General features: G+C 65.5%; 24 protein-coding genes and 1 tRNA gene. 9 read left to right on the forward strand and 16 right to left on the reverse strand.

What is annotated here, in order from left to right:
- Together AC5RWO_RS02615 and AC5RWO_RS02620 are read left to right on the forward strand one after the other, a co-directional pair.
- Window positions 1-939 (forward strand): hypothetical protein, encoded by a 939-nt coding sequence (locus tag AC5RWO_RS02615; RefSeq protein ID WP_498729163.1) that lies wholly within the window; start codon window positions 1-3, stop codon window positions 937-939.
- A gap of 130 nt (window positions 940-1,069) precedes the next feature.
- Window positions 1,070-1,417, forward strand: coding sequence for a hypothetical protein (locus tag AC5RWO_RS02620; protein ID WP_498729164.1), 348 nt, complete (start codon window positions 1,070-1,072; stop codon window positions 1,415-1,417).
- A 16-nt stretch (window positions 1,418-1,433) separates the two neighbouring features.
- Here the strand turns inward: AC5RWO_RS02620 and AC5RWO_RS02625 are convergent, their stop codons facing one another.
- The 4 genes from AC5RWO_RS02625 to AC5RWO_RS02640 form a co-directional block, all read right to left on the reverse strand.
- Window positions 1,434-2,414 (reverse strand): ribose-phosphate diphosphokinase, encoded by a 981-nt coding sequence (locus AC5RWO_RS02625; protein ID WP_139005256.1) that lies wholly within the window; start codon window positions 2,412-2,414, stop codon window positions 1,434-1,436.
- Entirely contained in the window at window positions 2,411-3,907 is a 1,497-nt protein-coding gene (glmU, locus tag AC5RWO_RS02630) for a bifunctional UDP-N-acetylglucosamine diphosphorylase/glucosamine-1-phosphate N-acetyltransferase GlmU (RefSeq protein ID WP_498729166.1), read from the reverse strand. Before glmU ends, AC5RWO_RS02625 begins: the two co-directional genes overlap by 4 nt.
- A 100-nt stretch (window positions 3,908-4,007) precedes the next feature.
- Window positions 4,008-4,079: transfer RNA gene (locus AC5RWO_RS02635), tRNA-Gln, on the reverse strand.
- Window positions 4,080-4,224: 145 nt separating this feature from the next.
- Window positions 4,225-6,732 carry an FdhF/YdeP family oxidoreductase gene (locus AC5RWO_RS02640; protein WP_498729324.1) on the reverse strand — a complete coding sequence of 836 codons (2,508 nt, stop codon included), beginning with the start codon at window positions 6,730-6,732 and terminating at the stop codon, window positions 4,225-4,227.
- A 205-nt stretch (window positions 6,733-6,937) separates the two neighbouring features.
- Here AC5RWO_RS02640 and AC5RWO_RS02645 point away from each other — a divergent pair, with 205 nt between their 5' ends.
- Together AC5RWO_RS02645 and AC5RWO_RS02650 are read left to right on the forward strand one after the other, a co-directional pair.
- Window positions 6,938-7,609 (forward strand): haloacid dehalogenase type II, encoded by a 672-nt coding sequence (locus AC5RWO_RS02645; protein ID WP_498729168.1) that lies wholly within the window; start codon window positions 6,938-6,940, stop codon window positions 7,607-7,609.
- Window positions 7,606-8,433, forward strand: a complete 828-nt coding sequence (locus AC5RWO_RS02650; RefSeq protein WP_498729170.1) for an alpha/beta fold hydrolase — start codon at window positions 7,606-7,608, stop codon at window positions 8,431-8,433. The genes AC5RWO_RS02645 and AC5RWO_RS02650 overlap by 4 nt, the downstream gene beginning before the upstream one ends.
- A gap of 33 nt (window positions 8,434-8,466) precedes the next feature.
- On the opposite strand, the gene AC5RWO_RS02655 is transcribed toward AC5RWO_RS02650, so the two are convergent.
- The 5 genes from AC5RWO_RS02655 to AC5RWO_RS02675 form a co-directional block, all read right to left on the reverse strand.
- Window positions 8,467-8,787: a DUF421 domain-containing protein gene (locus tag AC5RWO_RS02655; RefSeq protein WP_498729172.1), complete on the reverse strand. Its 321-nt coding sequence runs from the start codon at window positions 8,785-8,787 to the stop codon at window positions 8,467-8,469.
- Between the two features lie 246 nt (window positions 8,788-9,033).
- Window positions 9,034-9,474, reverse strand: a complete 441-nt coding sequence (locus AC5RWO_RS02660; protein WP_498729174.1) for a DUF421 domain-containing protein — start codon at window positions 9,472-9,474, stop codon at window positions 9,034-9,036.
- Window positions 9,475-9,658: 184 nt separating this feature from the next.
- The gene (locus AC5RWO_RS02665) at window positions 9,659-10,105 is read right to left on the reverse strand and encodes a cupin domain-containing protein (protein WP_498729175.1); all 447 of its coding nucleotides are present in this window, start codon (window positions 10,103-10,105) and stop codon (window positions 9,659-9,661) included.
- A gap of 140 nt (window positions 10,106-10,245) precedes the next feature.
- Complete coding sequence (locus AC5RWO_RS02670) at window positions 10,246-10,629, reverse strand: nuclear transport factor 2 family protein (RefSeq protein ID WP_498729176.1); 384 nt, start codon at window positions 10,627-10,629, stop codon at window positions 10,246-10,248.
- Between the two features lie 178 nt (window positions 10,630-10,807).
- Complete coding sequence (locus AC5RWO_RS02675; protein WP_498729177.1) at window positions 10,808-11,725, reverse strand: NAD-dependent epimerase/dehydratase family protein; 918 nt, start codon at window positions 11,723-11,725, stop codon at window positions 10,808-10,810.
- A gap of 176 nt (window positions 11,726-11,901) precedes the next feature.
- Here AC5RWO_RS02675 and AC5RWO_RS02680 point away from each other — a divergent pair, with 176 nt between their 5' ends.
- The 4 genes from AC5RWO_RS02680 to AC5RWO_RS02695 all read left to right on the forward strand — a co-directional run bounded on the left by AC5RWO_RS02680 (window position 11,902) and on the right by AC5RWO_RS02695 (window position 14,800).
- Complete coding sequence (locus AC5RWO_RS02680; protein WP_498729178.1) at window positions 11,902-12,861, forward strand: AfsR/SARP family transcriptional regulator; 960 nt, start codon at window positions 11,902-11,904, stop codon at window positions 12,859-12,861.
- 18 nt (window positions 12,862-12,879) lie between these two features.
- A complete protein-coding gene (locus AC5RWO_RS02685) occupies window positions 12,880-13,077 on the forward strand; it encodes a helix-turn-helix domain-containing protein (RefSeq protein ID WP_498729180.1) in 198 nt (65 codons plus the stop codon).
- A gap of 168 nt (window positions 13,078-13,245) precedes the next feature.
- Window positions 13,246-14,052, forward strand: a complete 807-nt coding sequence (locus AC5RWO_RS02690; RefSeq protein ID WP_498729182.1) for a DUF222 domain-containing protein — start codon at window positions 13,246-13,248, stop codon at window positions 14,050-14,052.
- Window positions 14,027-14,800, forward strand: coding sequence for an HNH endonuclease signature motif containing protein (locus tag AC5RWO_RS02695; RefSeq protein WP_498729325.1), 774 nt, complete (start codon window positions 14,027-14,029; stop codon window positions 14,798-14,800). Before AC5RWO_RS02690 ends, AC5RWO_RS02695 begins: the two co-directional genes overlap by 26 nt.
- A 111-nt stretch (window positions 14,801-14,911) precedes the next feature.
- Here AC5RWO_RS02695 and AC5RWO_RS02700 read toward each other — a convergent pair whose 3' ends face one another.
- Complete coding sequence (locus tag AC5RWO_RS02700; protein ID WP_498729183.1) at window positions 14,912-16,132, reverse strand: acyltransferase family protein; 1,221 nt, start codon at window positions 16,130-16,132, stop codon at window positions 14,912-14,914.
- A gap of 119 nt (window positions 16,133-16,251) precedes the next feature.
- On the opposite strand from AC5RWO_RS02700, the gene AC5RWO_RS02705 reads away from it, so the two are divergent.
- Window positions 16,252-16,716 (forward strand): NUDIX hydrolase, encoded by a 465-nt coding sequence (locus tag AC5RWO_RS02705; protein WP_498729185.1) that lies wholly within the window; start codon window positions 16,252-16,254, stop codon window positions 16,714-16,716.
- Here the strand turns inward: AC5RWO_RS02705 and AC5RWO_RS02710 are convergent.
- The 6 genes from AC5RWO_RS02710 to AC5RWO_RS02735 all read right to left on the reverse strand — a co-directional run bounded on the left by AC5RWO_RS02710 (window position 16,685) and on the right by AC5RWO_RS02735 (window position 26,339).
- Complete coding sequence (locus tag AC5RWO_RS02710; protein WP_498729187.1) at window positions 16,685-17,914, reverse strand: glycosyltransferase family 2 protein; 1,230 nt, start codon at window positions 17,912-17,914, stop codon at window positions 16,685-16,687. The two genes, AC5RWO_RS02705 and AC5RWO_RS02710, sit on opposite strands and share 32 nt — an antisense overlap.
- Window positions 17,915-17,974: 60 nt before the next feature.
- Window positions 17,975-18,766 carry a hypothetical protein gene (locus AC5RWO_RS02715; RefSeq protein WP_498729188.1) on the reverse strand — a complete coding sequence of 264 codons (792 nt, stop codon included), beginning with the start codon at window positions 18,764-18,766 and terminating at the stop codon, window positions 17,975-17,977.
- Complete coding sequence (locus AC5RWO_RS02720; RefSeq protein WP_498729190.1) at window positions 18,763-20,478, reverse strand: polysaccharide deacetylase family protein; 1,716 nt, start codon at window positions 20,476-20,478, stop codon at window positions 18,763-18,765. Before AC5RWO_RS02720 ends, AC5RWO_RS02715 begins: the two co-directional genes overlap by 4 nt.
- A gap of 98 nt (window positions 20,479-20,576) precedes the next feature.
- On the reverse strand, window positions 20,577-21,689 hold the full coding sequence (locus AC5RWO_RS02725) for a dTDP-glucose 4,6-dehydratase (RefSeq protein WP_498729191.1): 1,113 nt from the start codon (window positions 21,687-21,689) through the stop codon (window positions 20,577-20,579).
- A gap of 63 nt (window positions 21,690-21,752) precedes the next feature.
- A complete protein-coding gene (locus AC5RWO_RS02730; RefSeq protein WP_498729192.1) occupies window positions 21,753-23,126 on the reverse strand; it encodes a nucleotide sugar dehydrogenase in 1,374 nt (457 codons plus the stop codon).
- Window positions 23,127-23,510: 384 nt separating this feature from the next.
- A complete protein-coding gene (locus tag AC5RWO_RS02735) occupies window positions 23,511-26,339 on the reverse strand; it encodes a LuxR C-terminal-related transcriptional regulator (protein WP_498729193.1) in 2,829 nt (942 codons plus the stop codon).
- Window positions 26,340-26,500 lie beyond the last annotated feature (161 nt).

Genomic DNA, 26,500 nt, shown 5'->3' on the forward strand with positions numbered 1-26,500 from the left:
GTGAAGAACCATTCTCGTGGACGCCGGCGCGCCGGCCCCACCGTCTCGTCGCATGGTGTCACCAGCCTCGTCCGCGGTCGCCGCCGCGCCAAGGCTGAAGCCCCATCCGCCGTCTCCTTCCGCAGCGTCGGTGCACTCACCGGACTGGCCGTAGTTGCCACGGTGGCTGCCGCGGCCGCCTTGCCCTTGGATCAGGCTGGATCCCAGGAAGCCAGCGCAGGCCGTCCCCAACTGCAGACATCTGTGAAAGCGTGGCCTATTTCAGCGCCGTCGAATGAAGCTGAGCCGACGTTCAGCCGACCGACAACGGACAGCACGGCAGCCGCGCAGAAGGATATAAAGGTCACTCCGAGTTCTGTGGCCAAGCCGACCCTTGGAGGGGACGCTACCGGGCGGCCCGCCCCAATGACGACGCAGTCCGAGACTGAGTCCACTGGCGAGGCTGCGGCACCGCTTGCCGGCGTCGTCGGGAAAGCAACCGGCGCCGCCAAAGACAAGGTTGCCGGCGCCACTCAGGCCGCCACGGATACGGCAGACAAGGCCACAGCGGCCGCCACGGATGCGGCCGACAAGGCTACAGCGGCTGCAACGGATACAGCTAAGCCGACAGCCTCGCCTACCGCTGACGCTGCGGTGCCGACAAGTCCGGCCCCGAGCCCTTCAGCCAGGCAGAGCACACGAGCTGTGCCTGAAGACCCGGAGCCCACCAGATCAAGCGTCCGCAGCAAGTCAGCGGCGCCCGTCGAGCCGGCTCCGACCAGCGAAGCCGCCGACCCGGAGGAATCGCGTTCACCCGAACCCTCGCCTACTGCCGATACCACCCGTGATGCCGAGAGGGAGAAGCATCGCCGGTTCCGCGTCCGGGCTGACGTGGATGTGGACTTGCGCCTCCCCCTCTCCCTGCTGGGTGAAGACGAAGACGGCAGCAGCACCCGGTAGACCCTGACCCAGCTCTCTCCACGCTGGCTTACAAAGAGGGAAGCATGGCGGAACCCGTGTTCCGCCATCCTTCCCTCTTTTCGAATATCCGTTCTACTCTTGATGTATGGATCGGGATGCTGCGGCGCGGATGGCAGCCCGTTACGCCAAGCGTGCGGAGCCGGTATCGCTGACCGCCGAGGAGCTGGATCTCGAGCACCACAACGTGACCCGGGTAGTTCCTGGTATGCCGGTGTGGGCCTGGATCCGTTTTCCCGGTGCCGCCGAGCTGGTCCAGGGCGAGGCGTTCGGCTGGACGTCGCGGGCGGTGCAGGTAACCTGGGAAGACGCCGGCATCCGGCGGACAACGTGGGTGTGGGCCTCGGCCGTGCAGCGGCGGACCGATCCGGTGCGCCAGACGTCGCTGGGCGAGAGGACCGCAGCTAACGACGACGCGGCGCCGGCCAGGTCTCAAGGAGACCGGCCGACGCCGCGCTGACAGTCAGGACGGAGGCTTAGGCCTTGCCGTCGAAGAGGCTGGTGACGGAACCGTCCTCGAACACTTCGCTGATGGCACGGGCGATCAGCGGAGCGATGGACAGCACGGTCAGCTGCGGGAACTGCTTGTCCGCGGTGATGGGCAGCGTGTTAGTGACCACCACTTCGCGGGCACCGGACTCGGCCAGACGGCGGGCCGCCGGGTCCGAGAACACGGCGTGGGTGGAGGCGATGATGACATCCTTGGCGCCGGCGTTCTTGAGCACCTGGACGGCGCCGGCGATGGTTCCGCCGGTGTCGATCATGTCGTCGATCAGCACGCATTCGCGGCCTTCAACCTGGCCGACAACAGTCTTGGCCACGGCCTGGTTGGGCACGTTGACGTCGCGGGACTTATGCACGAAGGCCAGCGGGGCGCCGCCGAGGCGCTCGGCCCACTGCTCGGCCACGCGGACGCGGCCGGTGTCCGGGGAGACCACGGTGACGTTGTCCAGGTCCACGCGGGTGCGGACGTACTCGGCCAGCAGCGGGATGGCCATCAGGTGGTCCACCGGGCCGTCGAAGAAGCCCTGGATCTGCGCGGTGTGCAGGTCCACCGAGATGAGGCGGTCTGCACCGGCGGTCTTGTACATGTCCGCCACCAGACGGGCCGAGATCGGCTCGCGGCCACGGTGCTTCTTGTCCTGCCGGGCGTACGGGTAGAACGGGGCAATCACGGTAATGCGCTTAGCGGAGGCCCGCTTGAGCGTGTCCACCATTATCAGGTGTTCCATGAGCCATTCGTTGATCGGTGCCGGGTGAGCCTGGATCACAAAGGCGTCGGTACCGCGGACGCTTTCCTCGAAGCGGACGTAGATCTCGCCGTTGGCGAAGTCATACGCGCTGGTGGGAAGCAGGTCGATCTCGAGCTCTTTGGCGATCTCTTTGGCGAGTTCCGGGTGTGCCCTGCCTGAGGCAAGGACCAGCCTCTTTTCGCCCTGGGCCTTAATTCCGGTCATGAATGGTCACTTTCTGCATTGGGGGGGGTTTGGGAAGAAGCAGCGGCGTCGGCCGCCTTTGCAGCTGCAGTACCGGCACGGTTCTGCTGGACCCAGCCTTCGATGTTGCGCTGGGCCGCGACGTTCAGCGCCAGCGCGCCGGCCGGAACGTCCTTGCGGATCACCGCGCCCGCACCCGAATACGCGCCGTCGCCCACCTGAACGGGTGCAACGAAGACGGTGTTCGATCCGGTGCGGACCTCGGAGCCGATGATCGTACGGTGCTTGGCCACGCCGTCGTAATTGGCGGTGATGTTGCCGCAGCCAATGTTGGAGTTCTCGCCGATCTCGGCATCCCCGGCGTACCCGAGGTGGCTCAGCTTCGAGCCCTTGCCGATGATGACGTTCTTGGTCTCGTAGAAGGCGCCGATCTTGCCCTTCTCCCCCAGCTGCGTGCCCGGGCGCAGGTAGGTGAACGGACCCACCGTCGCCTTCGGGCCGATCCGGCTGTCCGAACCGTGCGTGCGGATGACCTTGGCGCCCTCGCCCACCGTGACGTTTGTCAGGGTGCAATCGGGACCAACGACGGCGTCACTCGCCACGTGCGTGCTGCCGTGCAGTTGGGTGCCGGGCAGCAGCGTGACGTCCGTGCCGAACGTAACGGTGGAATCGATCCAGGTGGTGCCCGGATCGACGATGCTCACGCCCGAACGCATGGCGGCTTCGAGCACGCGCTTGTTGTGCTCCGCGCCGAGCTGCGCCAGCTGGACGCGGTCGTTCGCGCCCTCAACCTGCCAGCGGTCGGTGGTGACCACCGCGGCCACCCGGCCCCCGCCGTCGTTAGCCAGGCCGAGCACGTCGGTGAGGTACTTCTCGCCCTGGGCGTTGTCCGTGGTGATCTCCTTGAGCGCATCGCGCAGGACCTTCGCGTCGAACGCGTAGATGCCGGAGTTGATCTCGCGGATTTCGCGCTGCGCATCGCTGGCATCCTTGTGCTCCACGATGCCCTGCACGGTGCCGTCCGCGGTGCGGACAATCCGTCCGTAGCCGGCGGCGTCGTCGAGGACCGCGGTCAGCACGGTCACCGCATTGCCGTCCCCGGTGTGGGTCCGGACCAGCTCCTGCAGCAGGGCAGTTGTGAGCAACGGAACATCACCGTAGGTCACCACGACGGTGCCCTCGAGGTCCGCGGGGAGGGCTTCGAGCGCGGCTTCCACCGCGCGGCCGGTGCCGGGAATCTCGTCCTGGTCCACGATCAGCGCATCCGGATCCAGCTCCTGGATATGGGCGGCCACGCGGTCGCGCTCATGGCGTACGACGGCGGCCAGCACCTTGGGCTCGAGGCCCCGGGCTGCGGCCAGCGCGTGGCCGACCATGGAAATCCCGCCGATTTCGTGGAGGATCTTGGGTTTCTGCGACTTCATCCGGGTGCCCGCGCCTGCGGCGAGAACAATGACTGCGGCCGGCTGGATCACCGGTACTGCGTTGTCTGGACTGTTGTCTTGGGGGCTCACGAAGTGGCACTCCTACCCGGACTGAATCCGTGTCAAAGCTAAGCAAGGGTTAACGCCATGCTACTTGCCGGGACTTGCTCCGTTTACCAGAGGGTCCTCGTTCCGCCCATAGGATTCGAACCTATACTCCACAGCTCCAAAGGCTGGGGTGCTGCCATTACACCAGAGCGGACCGTGCCGGGGGCACAAGAAATCATTTTGCCACGTTTGCCGAGTTCCGCGCGACTTGAGCGCGCCGGAGCCGCAAAGTAGCCCGGAAGCGCATGTCCAATGGCCCGTCCCAGCACTTGCGGAGGCGGGTGATGGCAATATCAGGACTATTGCCCGGTGCCGGTCCAGCCGGCATCCGGATCGGGAATCTTCCCGTCGGTGGGGGTCTTGGCTTGCTCGGGCGTCTTGGCCTCGTCGGGAAGCGTGCCACCCTCGGGTTTCTTGGCTCCCTCCGAGGTTGTGCCAACGGTTGGCGCCTTGACGCGACCGGACATCTTGGCTCCGGTGTCTTCCTGCCTGCCACCGCCCGATGCGGGCTCCTCCGGCACCGGTTCCAGACGGACGATCACCTGCTTGGAGACGGGTGTATTGCTGACTTCTGCCACGCTGTCCAGCGGGACCAGCACGTTCGCCTCCGGATAGTAGGCCGCCGCGCACCCTTGGGCAGTGGGGTACGCAACAACACGGAACTTGCGCAGCACACGCTCGCGGCCGTCGTCGTGCTCGCCGTGGACGTCAACCAGCTGGCCGTCGTGGATCCCCAGCAAGGCCAGGTCCTGCGGGTTCACGAAGACCACGTGGCGGCCCTTTTTGATGCCGCGGTACCTGTCGTTGTAGCCGTAGATGGTGGTGTTGAACTGGTCATGCGAGCGCAGGGTCTGCAGGACCAGCCGGCCGGGCGGGCAGTCCAGCGCCTCCAGGTCACCGATGCTGAACACCGCCTTGCCGGTGGGCGTGTTGAAGGTGCGCGAATCCCGCGGGCCGTTGGCCAGCATGAAGCCGCCCTCCTGCCGGATGCGCTCGTTGTAGTTCTCGCAGCCGACCACCACGTTGGAAATATGCCGGCGGATCAGGTCGTAGTCCTGCTCGATGCCGGTCCAATCCACGTTGACCTTGTCCCCCAGCACCGCGCGGGCCAGCCGGCTGACGATGGCAACCTCCGAGAGCAAGCCGGGCGCCACGGGTTCCACACGGCCCCAGGACGGGTGCACCGCGCTGACCGTGTCCTCCACCGAGACGAACTGCTCGCCAGTGGCCTGCCGGTCGATTTCGGTGCGGCCCATGGTGGGCAGGATGAGCGCTTCCTTGCCGATGACGGTGTGCGAGCGGTTGAGCTTGGTGGAGATCTGGACCGTCAGCTCCGTGTTCTCCATCGCCTCCTCCGCCGCTGCCGTGTCCGAAATGGCGGCCACAAGGTTGCCGCCGAGCGCGATGAAAACCTTGATTCCGCCGTCGCGCATTTTGGCAATGGCCTGGACCGCGTCCACGCCGTGCTCCCGGGGCGGGTCGAAGCCGAATTCCTTCTGGATCGAATCAAGGAACGACGGCGGCATCTGTTCCCAGATACCCATGGTCCTGTCACCCTGCACGTTGCTGTGGCCGCGGATGGGGGACGCGCCGGCGCCGGGCTTGCCGATGTTGCCGCGCAGGAGCAGCAGGTTGATGATCTCCTTGATGGTGGAGACCGCTTTCTTCTGCTGGGTCAGTCCCATGGCCCAGGTGATGATGACCTTGTCCGCCTTGAGGTAGCGGGCGGCGAGCTCATCGATCTCCTCGGCACGCAGGCCGGTGGCTTCCAGCACGAACTGTTCATCCAGCTTGTCCAGGTGCGCCTTGAGCTCCTCGAGCCCCTCGCAGTGGGCCTGGATGAACTCGTGGTCCAGCACGGTGCCGGGCTTGGCGGCTTCGGCGTCGAGCACCCGCTTGGAGAGGGCCTGGAGCAGAGCCATGTCCCCGCCGAGCCGGATCTGCAGGAACTGGTCCGCGATCTCGGTGCCGTGGCCGATGATGCCCTTGACCTTCTGCGGGTTCTTGTACCGGCGCAGACCGGCCTCGGGCAGCGGGTTGACCGCGACAATCTCGCCGCCGTTCTCCTTGCACTCCTCCAGGGCGGTGAGCATGCGCGGGTGGTTGGTGCCCGGGTTCTGGCCCATGATGATGATCAGGTCCGCTTTGCCAAAGTCGTCATACTTCACCGTGGCCTTGCCGACGCCGATGGTCTGGCCCATCGCCCAGCCAGAGGACTCATGGCACATGTTGGAACAGTCCGGCAGGTTGTTGGTGCCGTAGGCGCGGACAAAGAGCTGGTAGGCGAAGGCGGCCTCGTTGGACGTGCGGCCGCTGGTGTAGAAGGCGGCCTCATCGGGCGAGGCCAGGCCGTTGAGTTTCGCGGCGATGATCTTGAAGGCGTCGTCCCAACTGACCGGGATGTAATGGTCCGCGCCGGCCGGCTTGTACACCGGCTCGGTCAGGCGGCCCTGCATGCCCAGCCAGTACTCGCTGCGGCCGCGCAGCTCTTGAACGGTGTGCTCGGCCCAGAACTCGGTGGCGATGGTGACCGGCGTCGCCTCCCAGGTGACGGCCTTGGCCCCGTTCTCGCAGTACTCGAAGGGCTTGCGGTGGTCCGGATCCGGCCACGCGCAGCTCATGCAGTCGAACCCGTCCTTCTGGTTCATCGCAAGCAGGGTCTTCCGGCTGCGGTCCACACCCATATGCTTCAGCGCCGGCTGCATGGAATGCACGACGCCGGGGATGCCGGCCGCCCAGGATTTGGGCTTCTCCACCTCGAGATCGTTCTCGTCGGCTTCCTCAACCTCAGGATTATTGCGCGTCATTGCCGCACGTCCCTTCTTCACCACAAACGCAGGTCCGATTGATGTGCTCATAGCAGGAGTATTGCGAGTACCTTAGGCCTAACAGTTATCCCACGGGGCCGCAAGCATTTTTGGCTGATTCCAGCAATCCTCTGGATGGCCCGGATGCCCTCCCGTAGGGTCGTCCGTACGGTCTCCTGGGGGCCGTCAGCAGAAAGGGGTCACCATGAAACCGTCCGTTGTGGTTTTCGATGTCAACGAAACGCTCTCCGACCTTTCTGCCCTGCCGGCCAAATTCACCCAGACGGGAGCGCCGGCCTTTCTGGCGAAGGTGTGGTTTGCGGGGCTGCTGCGCGACGGCTTTGCCCTGGCCGCCGCGGGTAATAACGAGAAGTTCGCGCTTATCGCAGCGGAAACCCTGCGCGGCGTGCTCCAGGACGCTCCGCTGAACCGCGACCTTGACGAGGCTGTCCGGCACATTATGGACGGCTTCTCTGCCCTGTCCCTGCATCCCGATGTGGCCGAGGGCATCAGCGCTCTGCGCGCCGCCAACCTGCGTCTGGTCACGCTGAGCAACGGTGCTGCAGACGTGGCGAGGAACCTGTTGGGCTCCGCCGGCCTGCTGGAGCAGTTCGAACAACTCCTGTCCGTGGAGGACGCACCGGCTTGGAAGCCGGCCCGGGCTGCGTACGATTACGCTGCGTGGGTCTGCGAGACGGATCCAGACCAGATGATCCTGGTGGCCGTTCATCCCTGGGACACTCACGGCGCCAAGCGGGCCGGCCTGCAGACCGCGTGGCTCAACCGCAGCGGCGCCGACTACCCGACTTACTTCGAAGCGCCCGACTATACGATTACCGGCTTTGGCGAACTCGCGCCGGCATTGGAGCAGCAATGAACACCGGGCTGTCCCGGGTCCGCAGAGAGCAGGTCGTGGTAGACGGCACCACCCTGTCCTACCTCACCAGCGGAAACAACGACGCCGAACCCTTGCTTCTCCTGCACGGCACCTTCTGGAGCCGTGTTTGGCAGCCCGTCCTGCCCGCACTTGGCCAACACTTTCACGGCGTGGCGCTGGACTTTCCCGGCTTCGGCCGAAGCGACGGCGAGCTGGACGTTGAACAGGCCACAGTGCCTGCGCTTGCCGGAACCGTCCTGCGTGCCGCCGATGCCCTCAAGCTGGACACCTTTGCTGTCGCCGCCCATGACATTGGCGGTGGCGTAGCGCAGCATCTGGCCGTCAACTCGGGGCGCATTAACCGCATGGTCCTGATGAACTCGGTCATGTTCGACTCCTGGCCGGTTCCCGCCGTCGAACGATTCCGTGACCCGGATGTGCGCGCCGCAACCAGTCACGAGGAACTGCTGGAAGGGCGGCGCGCAGCCACCCGCCGTGCCGTTAGCCGCGAACTGGACGACACCGAACTCAAGGACTATCTCTCCCCCTGGTCAAGCCCGGCTCGGGACAGGTCGTGGATGGCGATGGCAGCTGCGGCCGATGCAGGGTACACCCAGGAACTGGTCCCAGGGCTGACCGCGGCCGCGGTCCCGACCCTACTGGTGTGGGGGCGGGACGATGAGTTCCAAAAGGTTAGCTATGCCAGGCGCTACGCCGAAGAAATACCGAACAGCACGCTGGTGGAAGTAGAAGGAAAGCACATTCCAACGGAAGACTCGGCAGATGAGGTGGGCGCCGCCGTCGTACGCTTCCTGAGCTCCTGAACTAGCCGCTGAGGTTGGCCACGTGGGCCACCGTCAAGCGAGGTTCTGAAGCGCCGAGCCGTCGCCATAGCTGCTTTTGGTGATGACGCTGAATTTCCCGTTCGTTTCGAGGACCACCGCCGCTACGTCAGCCAGATCACCGGAACCACTGGCACGGATCGCCTGAAGGACCTCGGATTCGGCGAGCCTGTTCCTGCGCAAGGCGTCGTGCTGAAAGCAACCGTCGCGCAGCAGTACCGAGGGTTGAGCCGTCAGCGCGGCCCTAGTCCGGGGCCGGCGCGAGGAAATCCATGCCACAACCAACTGCAACACCGCCAGCAGCGCCAGGGCTGCTGCGCCCTCAGACCACGACACGTTGGAGTTGAGCAGGATGGTCGCGAGGGTAGACCAATGGCCACCGTCACGATGAGGTCGAACGCGTTGAGCTGGCCCAGTGTGCGTTTACCCGAAACGCGCAGAACAACCACCAGCGTCAGGTAGGCCGCCGATCCGACGGCGAGGGTCCTGAAGATATCCGCCCAGGAGTCAAACCACATACTGCTACCTCATTTTTCTTTTGTTGCCTTCGCTGTCCCTGCCGCGGCCGCTGATCGTCGCCGGCTAATCACCCGCGGGAGGCGGCAGGAGAAGCTCCGGAGGCAGCTGTTCGATATCGCGGACGCCGGACAGAAGGGCAGCATCGATAGGCTCTCCCCGCCGCAGCACGCTCACAACCCCTGTGGACTCCAGAATTACGCATGCCACTTCCGACCTGTTCCGTACCCCGGCAAGGCGCAGCTTCGCATGCAGTTCCTCCTCGACGATGTGGGCCCGGAGCAGGTTTTGGTGCAAGACTTCCGAGCCGGCCATGAGCAGTTGCGGCTGATTACGTACAACCGAGGCTCCGTAGCGGGTCCGCCGAATCTGGCCTGCGGCTGCCTGCAGGATGAAGAGTGTGGAAATTCCGACGACGCCAGCCGCCAGATTCGGCGTCCAGCCCAGGATTGCCCGTCCTGCTACTGAGCCCATGGCGACCACCGCGGCGAAGTCGAAACTGGACATGGTAGCCATGGTCCGTTGGCCCAACACTCTGATGAGGATCAGAAACGTGCAATATATACCTACTGTTGAAAGCACGACATTCAGCGCTTCCATCGGGCCTATTGACAGGTCGGACCACATGTCGCTTCCTTTCGCTGCCGATCGAAAAGCTGGTGCTGAAGAAGCGGCGAGTGCCGTCGTCGTACTAGGATTTTTCCGACAGGACGGACGCCTCCGGCTCATCCAGGTCATACCCGGAGACCGGCATATTGACCTCCTCTTGGGGCTTCGGCACCTCCCGGACCGTTGAATCATCTTCCCGATGCTGGTGCAGCCGGTCCGTTTTGGCCACGGTCAGCAGGACTACCGAATCCTCCGTGGCCCTGACCGAGTACAGTCCCGGCGGAACCACGAGCAGATCACCGTCGCGGCCGTCCCAGCGGTCGGCCTGGGTGGCCAGCCGAATACGGCCGTTCAGCACCAGGACGGTTGCCTCGCCCGGGTTCAGGTGTTCGTTCAGCTCCTGGCCGGCGGCGAGCGCGATCACGGTCTGGCGCAGGACGTGCTCGTGCCCGCCGTAAACCGTGTTGGCGCTTCTGCCGCTGGTCACCCGCCTGGCGGTGTCGAGATGACGGCGTCCGATTGCGGTCAAAGAAAACTTCTTCACTTCTGCCTCCCAGACTGCGTGAACCATGCTGTCCGCTTCGGATTCCCGTGGACCGCGATTCCCACCATCCTAGGCCTTTTATGCGCGGACTGTGGGGTGGGTCACACCAGCATCGTGTTCGCAGCTCAGCGGCGGGTGGAGTAGTGGGTGGTCTGCGCTGTGATTCGACCGCCACGGACCACAAAGCTGTCCACGCCGTCGTGAATTTCCAACTCATCGGTCGAACCGGTCCAGACCAGCATGCAAATCTCGCCGTCGGTCAGCAGCTTATGGCACTGGTACGAGCCGTCCTGAATGTAGCTCTGCAGAATGTCCGCGAGGTGGCGCACGCCGTCGTGGCCGCGGTGCACCCCCTCGGCCGACAGAAGTACGACGTCGTCCGCATAGTTCTCGCGCAGGTCACCTTCCAGCTCCCCCACCGTACGGTAGTGGAGGTGGGAATTGAGCACTTCCTGGATCGTGCGCGGGCTTCCCCGGCTCACGTCGGATTCCTGCTGTGTCATGGACATCCCCTCGCTCCTGGCGTTTCGACCCGCGGGTTTCGGCTTGTATCTCTGCCCGCGCCCCGTGCCCCGGCCCGCGGCCCAATGGGCACCCTCAGTGTTCCTGTACCCACCCCGGTCACGATCCAGACGCGCCGACGGTGCCGACTTTCTGCGGGGACTCCGCCAGGCAGAAAGCGGGCCTTCAGGGGTGCCGCACGCCCTCGCCGGCGAGCACGGCGCGATAGCCCTCGCGGAATGAGGGAAAGCGGAAGCGGAAGCCGGTGACGAGAAGCCGGCTGTTGCTGCAGCGCTTGTCCCCGCCGCGGGCGTTGTTGGCGCCTCCCGAGGCTGCCCCGCTTACCGAAGCCGCCGCGGTCTTCAAGGCCGCCCCGCTTCCCGAAGGCGCAGTCGCTCCAGCCAGCGGTTCCGGCACGTCCAGTTCGGCCGCCAGGAACCGCAGCACCTCCCCCAGGTCCGAAGGTTCGGAATCGACCCCCAGGTAGATCTGCTCCGGCGCTTCGACAGCCGTGGTCAGGTGCACGATCGCGGCGGCGGCGTCATCCCGATGGATCCGGTTGGTCAGCCGGGGCGGGTCCGGAATGACCGCTGTCCCCTGCCTCACCTGGTCGATCAGCCGGGTGCGTCCCGGACCGTAGATTCCGCCCAGGCGCAGCACGATGGCGGACGGCAGCCGGGCATGCAGCAACTCCTCTGCCTCGCGCACGATCCTGCCGGTGGCCGACGATGGCCGGGCCGGCGTGGTTTCGTCGACCTCGCCGCCGTCGTTGTCCCCATACACCGCGGTGGAAGACACGAACAACACCCGGCGCGGCCGGACGCCGTCGTGCTCCATCGCATCCAGCAGGTTGGCGAGAGCGTCAACATACGCGTTGCGGTAGGCCGCCTCTGTCCGCTCGGCGGCAGCCGTTGCCATGACCACAATCTCTGTGTCGGCCGGGATTGCGGGCAGCGGACCGGTGAGGTCGACGGCGGCGCCCTCCAGCTGCGCGGGCAGCTTCTCCGGCGAGCGGCGCCAGCCGATCACGCGGTGGCCGGCCGCGGCAAAACGCAGTCCCGCTTCCGTGCCCAGGTCGCCGCATCCCGCTATCAGCACTGTCATCTTTAGCTGCCTCTCCGTTTGCTTATGCCTCAGCATCCATATTCGGGCAACCCCCAATTTTGGGCGCCCGACATGCCCCAACTGCACCATTGAAACTCAATCGTTACCAGTCATGATGAAGGAAGCATTCGTGGGGAATGCGACGCATTGGGGAATGCGAGATGCAAGGGGGATGTGTGGAGCAATTAACCGCCGGGCACGCCACGCCCATTTCTGTACAAATGATCGGCAACCTTGAAGTCCGTCGGGGCAAAACCGTCCTGACGTCATCCACTCTCGGCAGCCCGAAGGCCAGGCAGATCTTTGAAATTCTGCTGCTGAGACTCGGCTCGCCCGTTTCCAAAGGCGAGCTCATCGAACTGCTCTGGGGCGGCAGGCCACCGGGCAAAGCACAGGCCACGCTGGAAAGCTACGTCAGCCTGCTGCGGCGCAGTTTGCAGCCCGGTGACGCCAAAACCGGACCGCTGCGGACCGCAACCGGCAGCTATGTCCTGGATCCGGATCTGGTGGAGGTGGATCTGGTCCGGTTCAACCAGCTGGTCGCCAAGGCCGACGAAAGCCCGCCGGCGGAGGCCTATCCCCTGCTGGCACAGGCGCTGAAGCTTGCGACGGCACCGCTGCTCGGGGACGAGCTGGCGACCGAATGGGCCGACGAGGCGCGTGTCCACCACGCGTCCCTGGTGACGTCGGTGCAGATCCGGGCGGCCGAAACCGCTGAGGTTCTGGGGCGCACGCTGGATGCGCTGCACTGGGCACAGCGGGCTGTGGCGTCGGAACCGCTGAACGAACGGGCATGGTCCACGCTGGTCACCGCGCTTGAGTCTGCCGGCCGCTATGCCGAGGGCCTCCAGGCTTACGACAAGTGCCGGCGGCTGCTGGACCGGGAGCTGGGCTGCACGCCGGGGCCAATCTTGCGCGCCGCCCACGCGCGGCTGCTGCAGAAAACCGTAGAGGACGACGGCGAACTCTCCGAAGTTCTCGCGGCCTTGCTCTACCTGAACGACCGCATGCGCTCGCAGCCGGCGCACCAGAACACGCGGGCCGTTACCAAACGCGCGCAGGGGGCGTCGTCGTACACAAATACTGCAGGCCGCGTCATCAGCGCCTTCCTGAACAAGGCGTTGACGGTCGGCTGATACTAGGAGGGGATCCACATGGATAACCAGATCGACAGCAACAAGACATATTTGTCCGTAGCCCAGGTCGCCGGGCACCTGAACGTCTCGAAAATGACCATCTACCGGCTGGTCCACACCGGACAACTGCCGGCCGTCCGGATCGGCCAAAGCTACCGGGTCAGCGAAGACGCAGTAGCCAAGTATCTGGAAGGCGGAACGGTGCGGGCCACCTAAAAAGACGTTGCCGCGCTGCCCGGCACCTGCTCGGGCGGCGCCGTAGTGAGAATCACCGTCGGCCCGAAATCCACGCTGCCGGCGGCACTTCCTCTCCACAGTCGGCACTTGTCCACATAAGCCCGAAGAGCCCTCCTCCTCGAACAGACGTTCCAATAGCGTTGAGGTATGGCCATTGGAACGCTGGAGGAAACGGACGGAGCAGGCAGCTCCCTCGCCGCCCTGCGCTCCGAAGTCCTCCGGATAACCGATGAGTTTGTCCAGGATTCACTGCTGATGTCCCGTCGGGATCTCGCTGACACTGTTGCCTTCACCGAAGAACTGGCTAAAGTCGTCGAATTTCTGCAGCTGGTCGGTGCCCGAGCAGTGGAAGACCAGAACGTTGCGGCCCTCGGTGAGTCCAGCAGCGGCCTTGGCTGGTCGGAACCTCCCGCGCAAGCGGACACGTCCGCTTGCGTTGCCGCTACATCAGACACAACGTCTGAGACAGCGACTGGCACTGTTCGGAAGAAGCCGCGCCCTGAGTTCAAAGACGTAGCCGACTATCTTCGGGGGCGCCTCGGCATCAGCCGGACGGAGGCGCGCCGCCGGCTCCGGGTAGCGGCGGACATTTTGCCGCGGCGCCAGCTCAATGGCGAATTTGGAGCAGCGAAACTAGAACATCTCGGCCAAGCGCTGGCCGAGGGATCCATCAGCGGCAAGGCCGCCACCATGATCCGGGATGCCGTGGACCGCGTCCGCCCGGTAGCGGGGCCTGAAGCCCTCGTCGCCATGGAGGAGAACCTCACCCGTCAGGCCCAGGAGACCAACGTAGACGTGTTGTCTACACTCGTGGCCACTTGGGAAGCAGGACCGGATCAGGACGGGGCCGAGCCATCTCCTGAACTGCTCAAGGCTCGACAAGGCGTCTTCTACAAGGGCAAGCGAAAACGGTCTCCACAAACTCGAAATCGCGGCCACGGACGAACAGCATGAGTACATCGCCACGGTCATGAACGTAGCCACCAACCCACGCATCGCCGCGAACCGCACCGGTGCCTCCTCCGAAAACCCTGAGGCTTTCGGCGCTGAGCCGGAGAACGGACAAGACAGCGGTCAAGCGTGGCAGGACCCGCGCACCAGAGAGCAGCAATTGCTTGACGGGCTCGTTGCAGGCTGCAAATTGGCACTGGCAACCGACGAACTACCGGACACCGGCGGACACCGCCCCCAGGTCATGGTTACTATCGGATACCAGGAACTGTGCGGGGCAATCGCGGGAAGCGGCCATGCCGTGTTTGGCGGGATGGTTACTCCCAAGACTGCACGGCGGATCGCCTGCGACGCCGATATTATCCCGGTGGTGCTCGGCTCGAAGGGTGAAATTCTCGACGTCGGCCGGAAGCACCGGTTCTTCAACCGCGCGATGCGCCGGGCACTTGTCGCAAGGGACAAAGGCTGCGCCTTCCCCGACTGCTGCATACCGGCTGTCTGGACCGAAGCTCACCACATCAAGCCTTGGTGGGACGGCGGCCTCACGGAAGTCGGTAACGGAACCTTGCTTTGTTCGTTTCACCATGCCCTCATGGACAACGGGAACTGGGAAATCGAGGTCCGGCAGGGCATCCCTTGGTTCATTCCGCCGGCGTACCTCGACCCGGAACGAAAAGCGCGACGCAACCTGTACTGGCACGCGGGAATTCCCGAAGCGTTGTCAGCCGCCCAAGCCGCCACAAGCACCTAACGCTCTCCTGACTATGTCTGGACATGTGCCTGGGCCTGGGCCTGGGCCTGGACTACTTTCCGCGTTCCCCGCCGGCAATCCTCGTCCACGTTTGCGTGGGGCTGGTCATGTTCACGGCGTCGCTGTCGCTTTTCCTGACGAACCTTTCCCTTGCGCTGCTGTGGGCCACAGCCGCGGCCGCCGCTTAGCGGCTACGTCTTCGATCCAGCCGATGGCGAAGAAAACCAGTCCCAGCAACGGCCAGACGACGATGAACTGCAGCAGTTCGCTTTCCAGGAGCCATGGCAGGTTTTCTTCGAGGACCGGAAAGTTCCAGAGCAGGTCGATCAGAGGTACAGATACGATCAGCACGAGGTTATGCCATAGGTACATGGTGATGGCGCGGTTGTTGATCAGCGCGATGATTTTGTCCAGGAACCGCAATGGTCGCGGAAGCATAGACCAGGAGGGCGAGATCCGCAGCAGCAACGCGCAGACGCCGAAGGACCATAAGGCCTGTCCCAGCGGGTTGGCCCCCAGGTCCCAGCCGAACTCCTTAAGGTGCGACCAAACCCAGAGCAGCCCCAGACCCATGATCGCCAGCGCCGCGACCAGAACAATACGGAACGGAACCCGGCGAAGGAGCCCGTCATGATAAGCAAAACCAAGAATCCAGCAGGCGCCGTAGGTGGCGAAGTCTGTTGCGGGACTGTCCGCGGCGCCGGGAATCACGACGATCTCCAGACCCAGCACGGTGACGAGTCCGAGCGGTGCCATCAGGGTGACCCACGGCAGTCTCCTGAACGCCTTGAGCAGCAGCGGCGACAGCAAGACAAACCAGAAATACGCCCTGATGTACCAGAGGATGTCGGCCGACTCCATCCCCCATGAAGTTTCGGTCAGGCCCGCATCGGAACCGATACTTTCGGGGAAGGGCGGGTCACCGATCGGGACGAACCAGAGCAGGATCCTGAGCCACCAGCCACCGGTATCTTCTTGCTCCGGCCGCCAGCCTTGAACAAGCAGAGCCGTCACCACCGTCAGACTGTAGGCCCACAGGGGCAGCAGGAGCCGCCGGGTTCGGCTCTTCAGGACGCTGGCGGCCGGACGCTGGAGGGAACGGGCCATCAGCGAGCCTGCGAGCGCGAACATCACGCCCATAGAGGGGAAGACCACGCTCAGCCAGACCGCTTGGAAGAAGGTATGAAAGGCCACGATGCGGACCAGGGCGATCGCGCGCAGCAGGTCAAGGTAGCGGTCGCGGCCGTTGGAAGCAGAGGCCAGGCCCGTATCTTGCCGAGCGGGAGCGTCCGGGCTTGACGTAGCCAGAGCTGCAGGCGCCGGACTTGGCATGCCTGGGACGGGACCTGGCTTGCCCGAAGTTGAGGCTCGGGCACCGGCAGTCATGGCCTGCTGCCCGGCAAAGGGGCGGACAGCGGGAAAGGAGCAGGCAACGGCGATACGATTTGCAGGTGCCTACCGTACTGACGCTTTCTGCCCTGGTTATCCGTGACGACGCCGGCCGGCTGTTGCTGGTCCGCAAGCGCGGCACTTCCAAGTTCATGCAGCCGGGCGGCAAGCTGGAGCCGGGCGAAAGCTTCGCAGCGGCAGCCGTCCGGGAGCTCCAGGAGGAGCTGGGCATGCGGGTGGCGGAGACGGAACTGACCGACATGGGCCGCTGGTACGGGGCGGCGGCCAATGAAACGGACACGTTTATCGATGCCGGCATCTTCAGCTGCAAGACACACCAGGCTCCTATTGCAGCGGCCGAGATCGATGAAGTTCTTTGGCTGCACCCCGATGAAGCGAAGGCACGGGACGATCTGGCTCCGCTGCTGACCGACCATATCCTCCCGCTCCTCGCAGAGGCGGCAGCGTGGTCCGCTCATGACAGTGCTAACTCGGCTAGCTCGGCTGCAGGCGGCGCGCGGGACTGACCCACACGCCGCTGGTTTTCCGGGTCCAGGCCTGCACGGCGGTAACCAGGCAAACCGTGGCATCAACCAGGCGCACCAGCGGAAAGACCAGTCCAAGCAGAAGCAGGCCGGGCCGCCTCAGTACGCAGGCGGTGATCACGGTCAGCAGGTAGTCCGGCAGGAGAATGCCCAGCAGGACATCCTGTGGCCGCAGGATCACCACATCCAGCAGGGCACCGGCCAGCAGCGCCGGAATGACCAGAACCAGAACCACGCTGGCGGTGATCAGTTCGACGATGTGCAGCAGCAGGGCGGCCCAGAAACGGCCGAGGTGCAGGCCATGGCGGCGGACGGTCTGCCAAAAGCCGAGGCTCCAGCGCCGGATCTGGCGGACGTAGTCCTGGAAGTTGTCCGGATCCTGGGTGTAGGCGACGGCCGCGGAGGGGTGGAAATCGATGCGGCCGAGCTTCTTCGCGTGGATCTCGAACGTCATGTTGAAGTCCTCGATCAGCAGCCCGGGTGCATCGACATCGATATCGGCCAGCACGCTGGTCCGGTACATGCTGGCGAAGCCGGGCACAATGGTGACCACGTTGGCAGGCTTGGCCGCCTGGCCGTATTTCAGCAGCAGCTGGACGATGGTGTACAGCCGTTCCCGGTAGGCCAGGAGAATCCTGCCCACGGCGCCTTGCTTCCCGCGGTCGGGCAGGGTGCGTGCCCGCCCCGCGACGGCCACCACCTCCGGATCGTTGAAGAGCGGCAGGCCCGTTGTCAGGTAGTCCGGGGCCAGGCGGGTGTCGGCGTCCAGCAGCAGCACAGCCTTATAGCTGCCGGTCAAATCGTAGTACTCCATGCCCGTCGCCAAGGCCCCCGCCTTGCCCCGGTTGGGGCTCAGCTCCAGAACGTTCACCCCCGCGCGTCCGGCGATCCGCGCCGTCGCATCGGTCGACCCGTCGGAGATCACGTGGATGTTGCCCGCCGGCACGAGGGCGGCGGCGGTCGCGATGGTCTCCTTGATGACGAGTTCTTCGTTGTGCGCGGCAATCAGCACCGCAACTTCTGCCGGCCGGACGGCAGGATCAACTTTGACGGCCAACTGCCGGGGTTTGGTCCTGTTCTGCCACTCCCCCACGAGCCGCAGCAGTCCGATGCTGCTCCAGAATGGTGTGCTGATGCCCAGTATCAACAGGCAGATCAGCAGTATTGTCCACGGTTCCATCTCTCCCCCTCATCTCGTTGCCAGCCATGCCGGTGCGGGTTGTGCTGCTGTTGGTAGGTGCTAGCCGCTTCGTTGTCCCTGCTGGACCTGGAGCGTCGTGGTCCGTTTGAGCCACGGGCCGTTGGGAACGTCCTCTTCGTCGACGAACTGCCAGTCCACCTTGTCCTGCGCGCCATTGAGCGAGCTGAATCCCAGGCAGCCGTTCAGCGCGGGTGAGACGTCCATGCCTGCGCCGTTGAACTCCGTGTTCGCGGGCCTATGGTCACCTTTGCCGAAAACGTACGTGGCGTCGTCGTATTTCCCGGGTCCGGCATCCTCGATCTGGCCGTAACAGGTGCGGTCGCCCTTCTTGATCCGGACCCAGCGGTTCTTCATGTAGCTGAAGGACTTGTCCGTTTCCTTGCCGGCGTAACCCGGTTCCTGAGCCCACGGGATCACGCTCCCGCGCATGGCGAAGGCGAGCGGATTGTTGATGTCGTCGAAGGGCAGATCGAGGTAGAACGGGTTCTGCTTCGGCACCATCTGCGTGGGGAAGTAGCCGTTGGTCTGGGCACGCGGTTCGGTGGTGCAGACATTATCGACGACGACGCCGTCGCAGCCTCCGTAATTCTCGAGCCAGAAACTGTCGTAGGCGGACTGGAGTTGGCTGCCATCGGGTGCGTTGGGGTCGAAGACTTCGCCGACCCAGAAAGTGGTGGCAATGATGTCCGTGTGCCACGGGTACTTCTGGTTGTTCGGCTCAAGGTCGCGACCGGCGCCGGAGGAACCGGCGGGAACGCATGATGCCAGGAGCGTTCCGGCTGCAATGAGTCCTGAGATGATTGCCACGGCGGTCGTGGCCCGCTGCTTCACGGTGCCGGTTCCGGCGAGGACTGGACCGGCGGTTGGGCCGGCGGCTGTTGGGCCGCTGGTTCCGGCGGCGGTTGTTGGGCCGATGGTTCGGCCGGCGGTTGTTGGGTCGGTTGTTGGGCCGCCGGTTGGGCTGCCGGTGAGTGGGCCGGTGGCGCTCCGTTGGCGTCGTAGAGGGCGTAGTTGTCGGTGACGAGGGTGCCGTCGCCGATGAGGCCGAGGCCGAAGGTCAGGGCAGTGGCGTGACCCGGAACCGGTGGCGTGGTCCATTCGGCGTGGACGAAGTCTTCGGCAGGATCAAGGTACGGACTGGCGGTCCAGTAATGCCAGGCGCCTTGCCCGTCCCGGTAGTAGACGCTGAACTGTGCGTTGGTTTCCGTTTTGTAGTCGGCACGCAGGGAGTACCGGTGGCCGGGCTCGACAGCCGGGGCGCACTCGCCGAGGTCCTGTCGGGTGATCAGCTTAGCGTCCCCGTCGACGTAGTCCGAGACCACGAGTTCCGCGGCGTTGGAGCCGTCCGGTCCGCGGCTGCGAATGAACTCGGCGCGGTTGTCGCCGTAGCCGCCTTCCACCCAGCAGAACGGCGCTGCATCCCGCTGCCACTGGTTCAGATCACCGTTGACCAGGGCGTTCTCCCCTGCGGCAGGCGGCTCGGGTGCGGCTACTTCGGCTGGTTCCCGGTTGGGCCCGCCGATGACTTGCTGGACGGTCCGGACCACGGTGCTGCTTCCTGCGGAGGCGACGCTGACGGAATCCGGGGCCTGTGCGCCGGGGCCGTTCCCGGCGTCGTTAGTGGTTGACTGGTCACCGGGGACGCTTCGCTGGGCCAGCCAGTCGACGAACTCGGTGAAAAGATCTTCTTCCACGTCGATGTTGGTGCACTCGAAGGGGCACATGCCGTGGAATGTCAGGATGATCCAGCCGCCGGTGTCCTCGGCGCGGGTGACCTTGTCCTGCAGGTCCTGCAGGGTCCAGTCGGCTTCGACCTGTTCCGGGGCCTTCAGCAGGTAGGGGTCGGCCGGACGAAGCGACTCGGTTTCCGGACAGTCCTCGCAGCCTTCGCCGGCGGTGTCCCCGAGGCCGCGGGCGCTGTTGTAGCCGCACTCGCTCACCAGGGATTCGAGTTCAGGCGTGCTGGAGGCGAAAGGAAAGGCGAAGTTGGTGACATCGAAGCCCCAGCCATCGAGGTTGGCCCGGTCCTGGCAGATCTGCCGTGCCGCTTCCTGGAAACCAAGGTCCTGGATGTCCGGATGGGACAGGGTGTGGCCGCCTATTTCGTGGTCGGCCAGGGCAATTTCCTTCGCCTGTTTCAAAGTCAGGTAGCGGGGTGATCCTAGGTTGCCGGAATTGAGGTAGAAGGTCCCCTGCAGGCCGGCGTCCGATAGAATCTCCGCGGCGCGTGCCTGGCCGCGGAAGCCGTCGTCGAACGTCAGGGATACCACCGTTTGTCCTGGTGTGGCTTCCATCGGATCGGCCGGCGCGTAGTCCGGCACGTCGATGGCCGCGGCGGGGTCCTGCCGGGGCGGGGAAACCTGTACCTCGGCCGGCTCTGCGTTGGCGGCGGGGCCGGACGTGTTCAGCCACTGGTCGCCGAAGACCAGGAAGGCTGCCGGGAGCGCCAGCAGCACCAGTGCCGCCAGCCACTGCAGCGAGCGTCTTGAACCGCGGGTGTCTGCGGCCGGGACCGCAGGCACAGAGCGGCGTTTGAGACCCATGATGTAAGTCCTTTCCTCCAGCGGTCCCACGGCTCTGCCCTTCGGGCTGTGGGACCGTCGCCCGGGCCGCCGCGTGTAGCGGCGGCCCGGCTGCGGGCCTAACGGGCAGCGAGTGCGGCCGGTTTGGTGACGGCGGCGGTGGTTGCGCCTGCGGTGGTTTCGGCGTCGATGGATTCGCCGGGGGCGGTGGTTATGCCTGCGGCGGTTTCGGCGTCGGACGTTGTTGCCGTTGCCCGGGTAGGGGCCCTCATGACGGTCTGCCAGGACATGGCCACGTTGGAGATGATCTCCGCGATGGTGGTTTTCGGGTTGAAGCCCACCAGCTCGCGGGCCTTCGAATTATCCGGAACCCGCCGGCGCATGTCCTCGTAGCCCGGCGCGTAGGCCTTGTCGTACGGGACCAGCCTGATGTCGCTAGCGCTCTCCAACTGGTCGATGATCCGTTCTGCCAGGGCGAGGATGGAGACTTCGTACGTGCCGCCAAGATTGAAAGCCTGGCCATACGCCGAGGGATGCTCGGCGATCCTGACCAGGGCTGGCACGACGTCCGCCACGTAGGAGAAGCAACGGGACTGCGTGCCGTCGCCGAAGACGGTCAAGGGCTCGCCGCGCTGGGCCTGCCCCACGAGGTTCGGCACCACCATCCCGTAACGGCCGGTCTGCCGCGGTCCTACCGTATTGAACAGCCGCACGATGGCCACGCGCAGGCCGAACTCCTTCCAGTAGGCGTGTGCGAAAGCTTCGTCGATACCCTTGGCTGCCGCGTAGGTCCAGCGGGACTTCAGCGGTGAGCCGAGGATGCGGTCGGAGTCCTCGGGCAGCGAGTCCGACGCGTTCTTGCCGTATACCTCGCTGGTGGACGCCAGCAACAGGATGGCACCGGCGTCGAGCGTTGCATCCAGCACTATCTCGGTGCCGTGGATGTTGGTGCGCAGGCTGCGCAGCGGTTCTTCGACGATGAGCTTGACGCCCACCGCTGCGGCAAGGTGGAACACCCGGTCTGCGCCGGCGACCACGCTGTCAACCGCCGCCCGGTCGAGAATGGAGCCTTCCACGAACCGGAAGCGCGGGTGGCGCTTCACGTTGGCCAGGTTCTCCAGCGAACCGGTGGACAGGTCATCCAGCACGGCCACGTCGTCCCCCGAAGCGAGCAGATATTCGGTCAGGTGGCTGCCGATGAACCCGGCGCCCCCGGTGATTGCTGTTTTCATTTCCGATCCCCAATGTGCAGTTAACTGTGCAGTGAACTTGTTTCTGCGGTGCAAGAGCTGGTGCTAGAGCCGGACGGTGTTCGCCGTCAGCGGCAGCCGGTAAGTGGTATCCAGGACGGTCGGCACGTCGGCCAGCCAGTCGAGGTCGAAGTTGCTGTGCGCGGTGTGCATGATGACCACATGGGCGCCGAACTTCTTCGGGTCGGCAACCGAGCGCAGTTCCAGTCCCTCGTGGTTGAGCTCGCCGATCAGTGGATCCACGTAGCCCACAATGGCTCCCTCCGCCGCGAGGCCGGCCAGGATTTCCAGCGCGGGCGATTCGCGCAGGTCCTCCACATCCGGCTTATAGGCCACGCCGGCTACCAGAATGCGCGCCCCGGCCAGCCCGTGGTCTGTGTCCGAAAGGATCTTCCGGGTCCGGTCCACCACCCGGTGCGGGCGGGCGGCGATGCCGTGCATGGCCTGCTCGATCACCGGGGCGTTCAACCGGTTCCGGCGCAGCTGCCACAGCAGGTAGTGCGGATCGCACGGGATGCAGTGCCCGCCCACGCCCGGCCCCGGGGTGAAGCGCATGAATCCGAACGGCTTGGTGTCCGCGGCGTCGATAACGTCCATCACCTGGATGCCCAGCACGGTGCAGATGTCGGCGAACTCATTGGCCAGTGCGATGTTGACCGCCCGGAACGTGTTCTCCACCAGCTTGGTCATCTCGGCGGCCTCCGCCGTCGGCACCACGTGCACATTCGGCACGTATTTGGCCAACAGCGCGGCGGCACGTTCCCCGCAGGCCGTCGTGACGCCGCCGACCACCCGCGGCACTTCCTCCTGGCTGAAGGTATCGACACCGGGATTGATGCGCTCCGGGCTGAACGCCACATGGACATCGGTGCCCGGCAGCAGCCCGCGGGCGGCCAGCGGATCCGCGAGCATGTCCTTGGTACTGCCCACGTAGGTCGTGGAGGTCAGCATCAGCAGCTGGCCCGGAACGGCGCTGGTCACCACGGTGGCGCACGCCCGGCGGAGGATGCCCAGGTCCGGCACCAGGTAGCTGTCCACGGGGGTCGGCACCGCAATAACGACGGCGGCAGCCCGCTTCAGTTGGACCGGATCGGAGGTCAGTTCGTAGCCGGAATCACCCAAGCCCCGCGAGAGCCGTTCACGATCCCCGGGCAGCAGGTCGGCGCGCTGCTGCCGAATGGTTTGCAACCGGAGCTCGCTGACGTCGAGGCCGAGCACGCGGTAACCGGCTTCGTGGAACGCCAGCGAGGTAGGCAGGCCCACATAACCCAGGCCGACAATGGCGACGTCGAACTCGAAATCGGTCTTCCTGACGGGCGTGATGTACATGTCCGGCAGGGCGTTGAAAGTCCTGCCGGCAACGCGCGGTGCCGCTGTCAGCGAATCCGGCGGACGGAGCCTCGGGTCTTGCAGAGTCATGATCTGATCCCCTGTCTGATCTGTGAATGGACTGGCACGAATGATTGAGCGGACGCTGCCCCAAACAGCTTCCCGGTGATGCTCCCCGCCTCGTTCCCCTGTTGTTCCCCAGTGCGTTGTTCCCGGCGACCTGGCGCTTCCGCAAGCGACGGGGCCGGCAGCGACGGGGCAAAAGTCTCGGTCTCAGAAGACTTCGTTCACCGCCGGTCCCGCCAGGTCCGGACCGCGGCAGCTGCGGGGGCTTTCCCGCCGCGGTCCGGATCAGGAGCGGGTTGGCCGTGGCGTCGCCTGCCCCATTTCCTTAGCCTAGGAAGCTGCGGCGGCCACGGCACGAGTGGTTCCTACGCGTTCTACCCGCCGCCTACTTGCATCGCGGGCACGGCATCACGTGGGGGCGAGCGCGGTAGGCTCCACTTGTTGCGGGCCACTAAGTACGACGGCGGCAAGCTCACCTCGGGTGCGTACGTGCAGTTTGTCGTAGATCCGGTAGATATGGCCTTCCACGGTCCGCACGGAAACGCCCAGCCGCGCCGCGATGTCCCGGCTGCGCATGCCCTGCGCCACGAGCGTGGCGACGTCACGCTCCCGGTAGGTCAGCTCCCGGGTGGCAAACGAGTCGCCCAGCTGGGAGGTCACAACGTCGGGCAGTTGCAGGCGCAGCTGCTGGACCAGCCGTGCGGCCTCCCGCTTCCTGCCCCGCGGCCCGTCGCGTTTGCCGTCGCGTTGCCCCTCGCTCGCCAGGAACCTGGCGCCGTAGGCTGCAGCTTCCGCGGCAAGCAGCGGGTAGCCGGCATCGGCTGCCTCCCGGGCGAGGATGAGGATGCGGTTCGCGTCCTTATCCAGCAGCGCCTGGGCGAAGGCATGCAGCAGCCCGTTTTCCCGGCCGGCCGGTGCGGCAGTGAGGTCCCGCAGCCGGGGCAGCCCGTCCAGTTCGCCGAGCCGCAGCAACAGGATGTGGACTTCGGTTTCCTCGCTCACCCGGCCGAGTTGGGCCAGGCGTGCCGCCAGCGCTGTGAGCTCCTGTACAGCAGCGGTCATGCCGTGCGTGGCGGCGCTGGCCGCGGCGATCCGGGCTTGGGCCGTGAGGGGCATGGTCTCGTGGATGCTGCCCCGTTGGTGGGCCAGATGCTCGTTGAAGGCGCGGGTGCACGATGCCACGATGCCGCGCTCGTTGAGCATGGCAGCGGTATCCGCGGCGAGGCCCAACGCGTAGCCGAACAGTTGGTGCGGGTCATGCATCTGCAGCGCCTCCACGGCCAGCAGCAGCCGGTCCAGGCTGGCCCGCACGCGCCCTTGCCTGAGCTCCAGCCAGCCGTGCAGGAACTCGGTGGTTCCGCCGAAGACCACCAGGGATTCAAGCCTGTTGGTCTCGTAGCGTTCCAGGTGCCCGGCGGCGTCGGTGGAGTGGCCGGCCTGGATCAGGCAGCGGATGAGGCGGAGCGCCAGGCCTTCCTGCAGAACGTTCCCGGTGTCCGGTTCGTGTTCCATCTGGCGAAGCACGGCGGTGGCGATGTCGGCGCTGGTCTGCCGGTCGCCGGTAACCAGTGCCGCCTCGGCGAGGAGTGTCTTGGCCACCAGGCCCTCGTCCGCTATCGGGCGATCCGGGCAATTCCCGTGCTGCTGCGGATCGGCTTCGGGTTCGGATTCAGTCTCGGCTGCCAGCCGCCACAGGCCCGGGATGCTTTCGGCGAACCGGCCTTCCAGCTGCATAGCGTGGTGGTGCAGCAGCCGGTCGAACCGGCGGTCCTCCGGCTTCAGGATCCGGCGCGTCAGCGCAATGTCCCAGTTCCGGAGCAGCTGGCTCAACTGCTCTGCCCCGGCACCGGTCCGCACCACTACTTCCTGGCCCAGCAGGACCGCGTCGCGGAGCACGGTTGGATCAGTGGACGTGGCGAGGACATTGGACAACCGGGCCAGCGCGCGGCCAGCATACCCCTGGCGCAGGTAGTTCCGGACGATCTCTACTTGCGCCGCGGGCGCCAGCTTCGGCGACTCGATCACCGTCGCGCACCGCAGCGCCAGCGCGAGGTCGTGCCGCCGGTTGGCCAGCTGTGCGGTGGCCAGCAATGTCTTCTCGCTCAGCGGCAACTGGGCGTCGAGGGCCCATCTAGCCGGTTCCACGCCGTCGGGCGTTAGCTCCGGTTCATCGGCGAGGATCTGCGTGAACCGGCTATACAGTTCGCGACGGGTGCCAGCGGGCGTGATGCCGCGCACCGCCGCTGCGGGGTAGGCGGCTCCCAGCCGGACCAACGGACCGAAATGGGCCAAGGCTTCCGCCCTGGCTGCCCGGTCCTGGTCCAAGCCCGCATTCCGGCTCTGGTCCGGATCCGGGTCCTTCTCCTGGTCCGTCTCTTCGAAATCGAACTCGAGAAGGCGGCCAGCTTGGAGCCGCTCGAAGTGGCCTCCCCCTGCGAGCCGCGACAGCAGCCGCAGGCGCAGCGGACCGGCGAGGGCCACGGCGTAGACCGCGTCCTGCTCTGCCGGGGCCAGCCGCTGCAGGTCCTCCCGCAGCATGTCCTGCAGGAGCTCGCTGGTTTCCGGGAACCGCCCGGTGGGCAGCCAATTGCCGTTGTGTTCGACCAGCCGGTTCAGCCGGCGGCTTTCCGCCAGCAAGGCCAGCAGGTTCCGCGGGTGGCCGCCGGAGTTCCGGGCGAGCAGCCGTGTGGCGGCCGGGAGCACCGGGCCGCCGAGGACATGCCGGACGACGTCGTGAACTTCCGGCACCGTGAGCGGGGCCAGTTCGCAAAGTTCCAGCTGGCCATCCTGCCGCAGGTCCGCCAGTTCCGGATCAAGCGGATTTCCCGGCCGGGCGGCCAGCAGCGCCTGAACGGCTCCGCTTCCGATCAGCTGGGCCAGTATGCCGGCGCTGTCGGAATCGAGTTCGTGGGCATCGTCCACCAGCAGCACGGGCGGTACGGCGTGGCCGGAAAGGAACCGCAACGTTGTCCGCAGGACCTCCACCGGCGGCGTGTTCGGTGCCGGCGGAACGTCGCCGCCGAGCAGCGGACCCAGCGCCGCGAACGGTACGTCGAGCAACGATGCCGCGCTGCCCGTCAGGCGGATAAAGCGGAAGTCCGCCTTCAACGCCTGGGCGATGTGTCCGAGAAAAGCAGTCTTCCCGATCCCCGGTGCCCCGACGATCAGTGCGCCGCGGACTGCCGCCTTGTTCAGGATTGCTGTGACGGCGGCCGTGGACCGCTCGCGTCCTGGCAACGGAGGAAGTGCTGCCAACGCTGGAAGGCGGGGCACCGCCGTCGTACTTATTGATGGTGATTTCCCAATGTGTGATTTTCCGAAGCGTAATTCCCCCAAAGCTGTTTCCCCGTTGTGTTCTGCCTCTTCCAAGGCTCCCGCGCGTGCGGAGATGATCGAGT

This window comes from Arthrobacter sp. B055-34 (genome assembly GCF_059090425.1).